Annotated in this window: 10 protein-coding genes; 6 read left to right on the forward strand and 4 right to left on the reverse strand. The window is 71.8% G+C overall.

Annotation, left to right across the window (positions count from 1 at the left end; translation table 11 throughout):
- Positions 1 to 69: 69 nt before the first annotated feature.
- Both AB0G52_RS39555 and AB0G52_RS39560 read left to right on the forward strand, forming a co-directional pair.
- Positions 70 to 1,353 carry a thymidine phosphorylase gene (locus tag AB0G52_RS39555; protein ID WP_132891297.1) on the forward strand — a complete coding sequence of 428 codons (1,284 nt, stop codon included), beginning with the start codon at positions 70 to 72 and terminating at the stop codon, positions 1,351 to 1,353.
- Positions 1,354 to 1,448: 95 nt separating this feature from the next.
- The gene (locus tag AB0G52_RS39560) at positions 1,449 to 2,033 is read left to right on the forward strand and encodes a Uma2 family endonuclease (RefSeq protein WP_361343912.1); all 585 of its coding nucleotides are present in this window, start codon (positions 1,449 to 1,451) and stop codon (positions 2,031 to 2,033) included.
- Between the two features lie 8 nt (positions 2,034 to 2,041).
- Here the strand turns inward: AB0G52_RS39560 and AB0G52_RS39565 are convergent, their stop codons facing one another.
- Positions 2,042 to 2,962: an AEC family transporter gene (locus tag AB0G52_RS39565; RefSeq protein WP_132891295.1), complete on the reverse strand. Its 921-nt coding sequence runs from the start codon at positions 2,960 to 2,962 to the stop codon at positions 2,042 to 2,044.
- A gap of 121 nt (positions 2,963 to 3,083) precedes the next feature.
- Between AB0G52_RS39565 and AB0G52_RS39570 the strand changes: the two genes are divergently transcribed.
- Positions 3,084 to 3,470 (forward strand): STAS domain-containing protein, encoded by a 387-nt coding sequence (locus tag AB0G52_RS39570; protein ID WP_132891368.1) that lies wholly within the window; start codon positions 3,084 to 3,086, stop codon positions 3,468 to 3,470.
- Here the strand turns inward: AB0G52_RS39570 and AB0G52_RS39575 are convergent.
- Entirely contained in the window at positions 3,354 to 4,367 is a 1,014-nt protein-coding gene (locus AB0G52_RS39575; protein WP_361343916.1) for a sigma-70 family RNA polymerase sigma factor, read from the reverse strand. The genes AB0G52_RS39570 and AB0G52_RS39575 overlap by 117 nt on opposite strands.
- Before the next feature lie 135 nt (positions 4,368 to 4,502).
- Complete coding sequence (locus AB0G52_RS39580; protein ID WP_361343918.1) at positions 4,503 to 5,771, reverse strand: MFS transporter; 1,269 nt, start codon at positions 5,769 to 5,771, stop codon at positions 4,503 to 4,505.
- A 62-nt stretch (positions 5,772 to 5,833) separates the two neighbouring features.
- On the opposite strand from AB0G52_RS39580, the gene AB0G52_RS39585 reads away from it, so the two are divergent.
- Positions 5,834 to 6,787, forward strand: coding sequence for a LysR family transcriptional regulator (locus AB0G52_RS39585; protein WP_132891292.1), 954 nt, complete (start codon positions 5,834 to 5,836; stop codon positions 6,785 to 6,787).
- Positions 6,788 to 6,870: 83 nt separating this feature from the next.
- Here AB0G52_RS39585 and AB0G52_RS39590 read toward each other — a convergent pair whose 3' ends face one another.
- Positions 6,871 to 7,632 (reverse strand): alpha/beta hydrolase, encoded by a 762-nt coding sequence (locus tag AB0G52_RS39590; protein WP_132891291.1) that lies wholly within the window; start codon positions 7,630 to 7,632, stop codon positions 6,871 to 6,873.
- 123 nt (positions 7,633 to 7,755) lie between these two features.
- Between AB0G52_RS39590 and AB0G52_RS39595 the strand changes: the two genes are divergently transcribed.
- Together AB0G52_RS39595 and AB0G52_RS39600 are read left to right on the forward strand one after the other, a co-directional pair.
- Positions 7,756 to 8,913, forward strand: a complete 1,158-nt coding sequence (locus tag AB0G52_RS39595) for an adenosine deaminase (protein ID WP_361343921.1) — start codon at positions 7,756 to 7,758, stop codon at positions 8,911 to 8,913.
- A gap of 150 nt (positions 8,914 to 9,063) precedes the next feature.
- The gene (locus tag AB0G52_RS39600) at positions 9,064 to 9,417 is read left to right on the forward strand and encodes an ATP-binding protein (protein ID WP_132891289.1); all 354 of its coding nucleotides are present in this window, start codon (positions 9,064 to 9,066) and stop codon (positions 9,415 to 9,417) included.
- Positions 9,418 to 9,527 lie beyond the last annotated feature (110 nt).

Consider the following 9,527-nt stretch of genomic DNA (forward strand, 5'->3'; position numbering starts at 1 on the left):
CCGTACGGCCCCTCCCCGCCCGTCCGCGCGGAGGGGCCGTGCGCTTCGCAATACTTCGAAGGGAACGTCATGGCCATGGACGCCATCTCCGTCATCCGCACCAAGCGGGACCGCGGTGAACTCACCGACGAGCAGATCGACTGGGTCATCGACGCGTACACGCGGGGCGAGGTGGCCGACGAGCAGATGTCGTCGCTCGCGATGGCCATCCTGCTCAACGGCATGAACCGCCGCGAGATCGCCCGCTGGACCGCCGCGATGATCGCGTCCGGCGAGCGCATGGACTTCTCCGCCCTGTCCCGCCCGACGGCCGACAAGCACTCCACCGGCGGCGTCGGCGACAAGATCACGCTGCCGCTCGCCCCTCTCGTCGCCGCCTGCGGCGCGGCCGTCCCGCAGCTCTCCGGCCGCGGCCTCGGCCACACCGGTGGCACCCTCGACAAGCTGGAGTCGATCCCCGGCTGGCGCGCCCTGCTCTCCAACGAGGAGATGCTGCACGTCCTGGACACGACCGGCGCCGTGATCTGCGCGGCGGGCGACGGCCTGGCCCCCGCCGACAAGAAGCTCTACGCCCTGCGCGACGTCACCGGCACGGTCGAGGCGATCCCGCTGATCGCCTCCTCGATCATGTCGAAGAAGATCGCCGAGGGCACCGGCTCCCTGGTCCTGGACGTGAAGGTCGGCACCGGCGCCTTCATGAAGACCGTCGAGGACGCCCGCGAGCTGGCCTCGACCATGGTGGGCCTCGGCACCGACCACGGCGTGAAGACGGTCGCGCTCCTCACGGACATGTCCACCCCGCTCGGCCTGACCGCGGGCAACGCCCTGGAGGTCCGCGAGTCGGTGGAGGTCCTGGCGGGCGGCGGCCCGGCCGACGTCGTCGAGCTGACCGTCGCCCTGGCCCGGGAGATGCTCGACGCGGCGGGCATCCGCGAAGCCGACCCGGCGAAGGCGCTGGCCGACGGTTCGGCGATGGACGTCTGGCGCCGGATGATCGCGGCCCAGGGCGGCGACCCGGACGCGGTCCTGCCGGTGGCGAAGGAGCAGCACGTGGTGAAGGCCGCCTCCTCGGGCGTCCTGACCCGCCTCGACGCCTACGGCGTCGGCGTCGCCGCCTGGCGCCTCGGCGCGGGCCGCGCCCGCAAGGAGGACCCGGTGCAGGCGGGCGCCGGCGTCGAACTCCACGCCAAGCCCGGCGACACGGTGACGGCGGGCCAGCCCCTCCTCACCCTGCACACCGACACCCCGGAGCGCTTCGAGTACGCACTCCAGGCGGTCGAGGGTTCGTACGACATCGAGGCGGCCGGTACGGACTTCACGGCGTCCCCGGTCGTGCTGGAACGTATCGCCTGACCAGGGGATTGCCCGATCGGGTGAACGGGACCGGTGGACCTGCGCCGGTCCCGTTCGGCATGCTGAGATCGGTGACGCAACCGAAGGAGACCGCCATGAGCGCACTCACCGTGGGCCACGACCCCGAGCAGAGCTGGGACGAACTCGTCCAGTTCTGGGAGGAGATGGAATGGCCCGAGGGCAGCAAGGTGGAGATCATCGAGGGGATCGTCACCGTGTCACCTGCTCCCGCCTCCCGCCACAACGTGATCGCGGCGCGCATCCAGCGCCGCCTCTACAGCGTGGTCCCCGAGGACTTGGAGATCTTCCAGACACTCGCCATCGCGGTGCCTTCGCGTCTGGGCATGCTCATCCCGGACCTGGTGGTGGCACCCGTGCAGGACTGTGCGGAGGCGGAATCCCACATCCCGGCCGCGCTGGCCGAGTTGGTCGTCGAGGTGACCTCCAAGTCCAACGCCCGCCACGACCGCGTGAGCAAGCCCGCCGCCTACGCCACCGCGGGCATCCCGCTGTACCTCCTCATCGACCGCTGGGCCCCCGGCGGCCCCACCGCGACGCTCTACGGTGAGCCGAAGGGCGATGTCTACCGGGTCCTCAGCGCGGTCAAGTTCGGCGACCCCGTCAAGCTGCCGGAGCCGTTCGGCCTCACGATCGACACCGCGGAGTTCCCCGCCGACTGACCGGCGCGTCACCCCAGCAGCGCCGCCACGATCACCAGCACCGGTACCGACAGCACCGTTGAGAGCAGGATCGAGTCGCGGGCCAGTTCCTCGCCGACCCGGTAGGTGCTCGCGTACGTGTACAGGTTCTGCGCGGCCGGCAGCGCCGAGGTCACCGTGACGTCCAGCAGGGGCGCCCCGTGCAGGTCGAAGACGGCCGACGCCAGGGCCCAGGCGGCCACCGGCTGGCCCACCGACTTCAGGGCCACCGACAGGAAGACCGGGTGGCGTTCGCGGCCCCGGCCGGGGAGCGTGCTGCCCCGCAGGGAGATGCCGAAGGCGAGCAGGACCGCCGGGACGGACATGTTGCCGATCAGGGTCAGGGGGTCCATGACCGGGCCCGGGACGTGGATCCCGAGACCCGAGACCGTGACTCCGGTGAGGGAGCCGACGGCGATCGGGTTGCGCAGCGGGGTCAGCAGGCGGCGCCACCACGGGCCCTTCTCGCCCGCGCCCGACAGGTCGAGCACCGTCAGGGCGACCGGGGTGAGCAGCACCACCTGGAACAGCAGCACCGGGGCCACCAGCGACGCGTCGCCCAGCACGTACACCGCGATCGGGATACCGAGGTTGCCGGAGTTGACGTAGCTGGAGCACAGCGCGCCGATCGTCGTACGGCCCACACCCCAGCCCCGTACGACACCCACCGCCGTGAACGCGCCCGCCGCCGCTGCCGTGGACAGGGCCGTCACCAGGAGGCGGCTGGAGAAGATCACCGCCAGGTCGGCCTTCGCGAGGGTGGTGAACAGGAGCGCGGGGGAGGCGACGTGGAAGGCGAGCTTCGTGAGGACCTCGCGGCCGTTCGCCCCGAGGTGGCCGCCGCGGCCGAGGACGTAACCGACGGCGATCACGATCGCGATCACCGCGAAGCCGCTCAGCACCCCTTGCACGGAACCCCCGTGGGGTGCGCCGGGCCGTCGGGTATCGGGGCGGGTGCTGATCTGTGGGGCATACACCTGACCCTCTGGTGCGGATCAGGTGCAGGTCAACTTTGTGATCCCTGCGATCCCGATGAGTTGTCAGGCCGGCACCGGTCTACCGCTCGTGGATGCCGTGACCCCCGCCGTGCTCGTGCTGGCCGGCCCCGTCGCCAGGGACGAGGTGCCGGGGCTCTGCGACGACGTGCGGGCGCTGCTCCGGGGCGGCGGGACCCGGATCGTCGTCTGCGACGTCGGCGGCCTGGGACCGCCGGGCCTCGCGGCCGTCGACCTGCTGGCCCGGCTGGAGCTGACCGCCCGCCGGGCCGGTGGCCGGATACGGCTACGGGACCCCGACCCCGCCCTACGCTCCCTGCTGCGGTTCGTCGGACTCCGCATCGAGATGGAGGGGGAGGTCGAAGAGCGGGAACCAGCGCTTGGTGTCGAGGAAGAAGTGGAACCCGGTCAGCCGTCCGGCTGAGATCTCCAGGACCTGGATCGACCACGGGGTCCAGCCGCCGGTGTCCGGGTCGGGCTTGTACTGGGCGAACCCGGGCAGGCCGTTGACCTGGACCGGGAACAGCCGGGAGCCCTCGCAGGCCGAGCCGAGGGTGGTCATGAAACCGGCGATGTCGTCGTGACCGGTGAGCCACAGGTCGAACGGCGGCATCGTCATGATGGCGTCCTCGTGGAGGAGCGCGGTCAGCGCCGTCATGTCGTACCCCTCGAAGGCCGCGACATAGCGCTCCAGGAGCTTCTGCTGCTCCTCGTCCAGCGGGTCGGAGACCTCGGCGGCGGCGCCCGACTGCTGCTGCTCGGCCAGCGTGGCCCGGGCCCGCTGCAGGGCGCTGTTCACCGAGGCGACCGAGGTGCCGAGCAGCTCGGCGACCTCGCTCGCCTTCCAGGCCAGCACCTCGCGCAGGATCAGCACCGCCCGCTGCTTGGGCGGCAGCTGCTGGAGCGCGGCCATGAAGGCCAGCCGGACGGACTCCTTGGCCACGGCCGCCTCCGCCGGGTCGTCCACGGTCGGCAGGACGCGCGCGTCCGGTACCGGCTCCAGCCAGGTGTTGTCGGGGCGGGGCGAGAGCGCCGCCTGGGCCAGCGGCGTCGACTCGGACAGGTCCATGGGGCGGGCCCGCTTGTTGCCCGCGTTCAGCATGTCCAGGCAGACGTTGGTCGCGATCCGGTACAGCCACGACCGCAGGCTGGAGCGGCCCTCGAACGTGGCGTAGCTGCGCCAGGCCCGCACCAGGGTGTCCTGGACGGCGTCCTCGGCCTCGAAGGAGGAGCCGAGCATCCGGTAGCAGTACCCGGTCAGCTCGGTCCGGTGCTTCTCCAGTGCGACGTCCAGCTCCGCGGTCGCCGTGCTGTTGGTCATGCCGTCCACCCACCCCACGTGGCCTTCTCACGCGCCTTCGCGCTCCAGCACCTGAAAGCTAGCGCAGGGGACTGACAATGGCGCCGGTTCTTGGGGAACGTGCAGGTGGGGGCCGGCCGTGGGGCTTGGGTCGCGTCAGTGGGCGTTGGCCACGAGGTGGCGGCGGGCCGCCATCGAGCCGAGGACCGTGATGGTCACGACGCCCGCTATCGCCAGGAGGCCGACGCTCACCGTGCCCGACCAGCCCTGGGCGTGGAACGCCAGCGCGCCGACCGTGCTGCCCGCGCTGGAGCCGATGTAGTACGCGGACTGGTAGAGGGCCGAGGCCTGGGCGCGGCCGTGGGTCGCCGTCTTGCTGACCGCGGAGGAGGCCACCGCGTGGCCCGCGAAGAACCCCGCGGTGATCAGGACGAGGCCCAGCAGGACCAGCGGGAGCGAGTCGGCCAGGGAGAGCAGCAGACCGGTGGCCGTCGTACCGCCGCCCAGGTAGAGGGCGCCCCGGCGGCCGAGGCGGCCCACCAGCCGGCCCGCCGCGGACGCCGACACCGTGCCGACCAGGTACACCAGGAAGATCGAGCCGATGATGCCCTGGGGGAGCGAGAACGGCTCTTCGGTCAGGCGGTAGCCGATCACCGTGTAGACGCCGCCGAAGACGGTCATGAAGAGCGCGCCGATCGCGTACAGGCGGCGCAGCAGCGGGTTGGCGAGGTGGTCGCGGACCGTGCCGAGCAGGCGGCGCGGGTGCAGCGAGCCCGCCGTGAAGTGCCGTGGGGCGGGCAGCAGCAGCCGGAAGGCCACCGCGCAGCCCACGGCGACCACGCCGATGGCGCCGACGGCGACCCGCCAGCCCCACTCCTGTGCCACCCAGCCGGTGATGACCCGGCCACTCATCCCGCCGACGCTGTTGCCCGCGACGAACAGGCCGATGGCCGTCACCAGGGCCTTCGGGCGGACCTCCTCCGCCAGGTAGGCCTGTGCCGAGGCCGGCAGACCCGCCAGCGCCGCGCCCTGGACGCCGCGCAGCACGACCAGTACGCCCAGCGAGGGCGCGAAGGGGACCAGCAGGCCGACGGTCACCGCCACCGCCAGCGACGCCGTCATGACCGTACGGCGCCCGAAACGCTCGGACAGGGCGCTCATCGGGAGGACGAACAGCGCCAGGCCGCCGGTCGCCGCCGCCACCGTCCAGCTGGCGTCGCTCGCGCTGACCCCGTAGCCGTCGGAGATCAGGGGCAGCAGCGCCTGTGTGGAGTAGAGGAGGGCGAAGGTCGCGACACCGGCGAGGAAGAGAGCGAAGCTCATCCGGCGGTAGCCGGGACCGCCCGGGGTCAGCCGGGAGTCGGCGGGGGGAGCGGACGGGACGGCGACCACGCTGGTGGACGCCTCGGTACTGGCGGGAGACATGCTTCGAACGTACGGACCCCCTCTTGATCCGTCCAATGCATGGAATCGCCATAATCGTTCCCATGGAGCATCAGCACAGGTCGGCGGAGCGGCTGTCACCGTTCAGTGACACAGAAGACATGACGATGTCGCTGGCTCCCCGCCTCGCGTACTTCGCCGGAGTGGCCCGCACGGAGCACGTCACCAGGGCCGCGCAGGAACTCGGCGTCCCCCAGTCCACCCTCTCGCGCGCGGTGGCCCGCCTGGAGGAGGACCTCGGCGTCGACCTCTTCAGCCGCCACGGCCGCACCGTCTCCCTGACCCCCGCTGGCCGTACCTTCCTCACCTCGGTCGAACGTGCCCTCGCCGAGGTGCGGCGCGCCGCCGACGAGGTTCGTGCCGACGCCGACCCCACCACCGGCAAGGTCGCCTTCGGCTTCCTGCACACCATGGGCGCGGAGACGGTCCCCGGCCTGCTCCAGGCGTTCCGGCTCGACCACCCCCGGATCCGCTTCAGCCTCGTCCAGAACTACGGCGAGGCGATGCTCGAGAAGCTCCGCGCGGGGGAGCTGGACCTGTGCCTGACCTCCCCGGTCCCGGACGCGCCCGACCTGGTGGCCCGCCGCCTCGACGAACAGAAACTCCGGCTGGTGGTCCCGGCCGACCACCGCCTGGCCACCCGCAGACGCGTCCGCCTGGCGGAGGCGGCCGACGAGACCTTCGTGACCCTGGAACCGGGCTACGGCCTGCGCCGCATCACCGACGACCTCTGCGAGGAGGCGGGCTTCCGGCCCCGTATCGCCTTCGAGGGGGAGGAGGCGGAGACCCTGAGGGGCCTGGTGGCGGCGGGCCTGGGCGTCGCCCTCCTCCCGCCGCCCGCGTTCCCCCGCCCAGGAGTGGCCGAACTGACGGTCACGGCCCCGAGGGCGGCGCGGGAGATCGGCGTGGCGTGGCTCCAGGGCCACCCGGACACGCCCCCGGTGGCCGCCTTCAAGAAGTTCCTGCTCTCAAGAAGGGGCAACCTGCTCCCGACCTAGGCACAGCGCCCCGTCAGGGGCGCGAGGAACTGCGCGACCAGCCCCCACGCACCCGCACCCCGGACACCCCCGACCCCCCACCCCTACCGCCTCAACGACTTACCGAACCCCGCGGCCAACGGCATCCGCAACCCGATCGGCGGCGGCGCGGCCAGCGCGTCCTCCACCGGCCGCGACAGCGCACACCCGTACAACGCCCCCATCACGAAGTCCGAGGCCAGCGCGAGCACTTCGTCCCGGTGCTGATGCAACCCGTGCCCGTCGGAGTGCACCTCGAACCGGCACACCTCCCGGTTCGCCTTCTTCGCCCGTGCCGCCAGCCGGAACGACAGCTCCGGATCGGTCCGTTCGTCGTTCGTGCCGTGCACGATCAGCACCCGGCGGCCCGCCAGCTGCCGGACCGGTTCCTCAGGCGCCGCCACGTCCGCCTCCGGCAGCCAAGGGGCGATGGACACCACCGAGTTGACGGCCTCGTGGCCCCCCGCACGCAGCGCCGCCCGGCCGCCCATCCCGACGCCCAGCAGGCAGACGGGCACGTCGCCGTAGCGTCGTACCACCTCGTCGGCCGCCCAGTTCGCGTCGCCCGCCGGGTGCGCCTCGCTGCCGTTCCAGCCGCGGTAGCGGTAGTGGACGACATGCGCGGCGAGGCCCTCGTCGCGGCCGTCGCGGGCGAGCCTGCGGCCGAGCGCGCGGACGAACGCCGTCGCCCATACGAGGGACGGCTTGCGCGCGGAGTTCTCCTCGCCGCCCGGGAGCAGCAGGACCGCTCCGCTCACCGCCGTCGGCTCCTGACCGACTGCCCTGCCCAGTCTGGCCGTTCGCACCGGTGTCGCTTGCTGTGCCATGACAGAACAGTGTCAGAAGTCGCGGTGGACTTGACCCGTCCGTGGGGTCACCGTTCCGTATCGACGGAGAGCGAAAAAGTCGAGCGCCGGGCGATCTACGCGCGTAGGAGTTAGAGTGCGGAAATGACGAGCCAGAGCACCGCGAACACCCCGACGCCGGACCAGATCCGCCGGGCGCCCAAGGTTCTGCTGCACGACCACCTCGACGGCGGGCTGCGTCCCGGCACGGTCGCCGATCTCGCCCGGGAGACCGGGTACACCCAGCTCCCGGAGAGCGACCCGGACAAGCTGGGCATCTGGTTCCGGGAGGCCGCCGACTCCGGCTCGCTGGAGCGGTACCTGGAGACCTTCTCGCACACCGTCGGCGTGATGCAGACCCGGGACGCGCTGGTCCGGGTCGCGCGCGAGTGCGCCGAGGACCTGGCCGAGGACGGCGTCGTCTACGCCGAGGTGCGCTACGCCCCCGAGCAGCACCTGGAACAGGGGCTGACCCTGGAGGACGTGGTCGAGGCCGTCAACGAGGGCTTCCGGCAGGGCGAGGCGCTCGCCCGGGAGAACGGCCGGCGGATCCGGGTCGGCGCCCTGCTCACCGCCATGCGGCACGCGGCCCGCTCCCTGGAGATCGCCGAACTCGCCAACCGCTACCGGGACCTGGGCGTCGTCGGCTTCGACATCGCCGGTGCCGAGGCCGGCTACCCGCCCACCCGGCACCTCGACGCCTTCGAGTACCTCAAGCGCGAGAACAACCACTTCACCATCCACGCCGGTGAGGCCTTCGGGCTGCCGTCCATCTGGCAGGCCCTGCAGTGGTGCGGCGCCGACCGGCTCGGGCACGGCGTCCGGATCATCGACGACATCCAGGTCCACGAGGACGGCACGGTCGGGCTCGGCCGGCTCGCCTCCTACGTCCGGGACAAGCGGATTCCGCTGGAGCTGTGCCCCAGCTCCAACCTCCAGACCGGAGCTGCCGACTCCTACGCCGGCCACCCGATCGGGCTGCTCCGCCGGCTCCACTTCCGCGCCACCGTCAATACGGACAACCGTCTCATGTCCGGTACCAGTATGAGCCGGGAATTCGAGCACCTCGTCGAGGCGTTCGGTTACACGCTCGACGACCTCCAGTGGTTCTCCGTCAATGCGATGAAATCAGCGTTCATTCCTTTCGATGAACGCCTTGCCATGATCAATGACGTCGTCAAGCCCGGATATGCAGAGCTGAAATCCGAGTGGCTGTTCCGGGGGACCGCTTCCACCAGCGGTTCTGCCGACACGGAGGTCTGACAGGGCATCCGGGCGGGGTGCGGAATGCGGACGTGCTTTCACAAGCCGTCCGCATTTCGGTGTTTGCGGCGGGTGGTCCGCCATGTTTACGGTCGTGGACCGCTCAGGATGTTTGTCGATCCCCCACCGCATTCCAAGGACGCATTGACGATGAAGCAGTCTGCTGCCAAGACCCTCGGTGTCGCCGCCCTCGGTGCCGCCTTCGCCGCCGTCGGCGCGGGCGCGGCCAACGCGGCCCCGGCCGTCCCGGATTCCTCCCAGGCCCTGGACACCGTCACCAAGACGCTGCCGGCCGAGAACGTCTCCAAGGCGCTGCCGGGTGCCGGGGAGGCCGTGACGCAGGGGCAGAGTGCCCTCGGTGCCGGGCTGACCGCCGTCCAGCCCGCCGTCCAGCAGGTCCTCGCGAGCGGCCCGACCAAGCCGGTGGCCGGCCTCCTCGGCGGACTGCCGGTGCAGGGCCTGCCCACCCACGGCCTGCCGGTCAACGGGATTCCGCTCGGCTGACCCTCTCCCCGGCCGGGCGGTGACGCCGTCGGGGGGCGCGCCGCCCCCGCGCGCGGGGCGCCCCGCGCCTGTTGGGTCAGGGGGTTGTCCCGAGTGGTGGCGCTGGAGAC

Source organism: Streptomyces sp. NPDC021562, from assembly GCF_040640875.1.
In the GTDB taxonomy this organism is placed as follows: Bacteria; Actinomycetota; Actinomycetes; order Streptomycetales; family Streptomycetaceae; genus Streptomyces.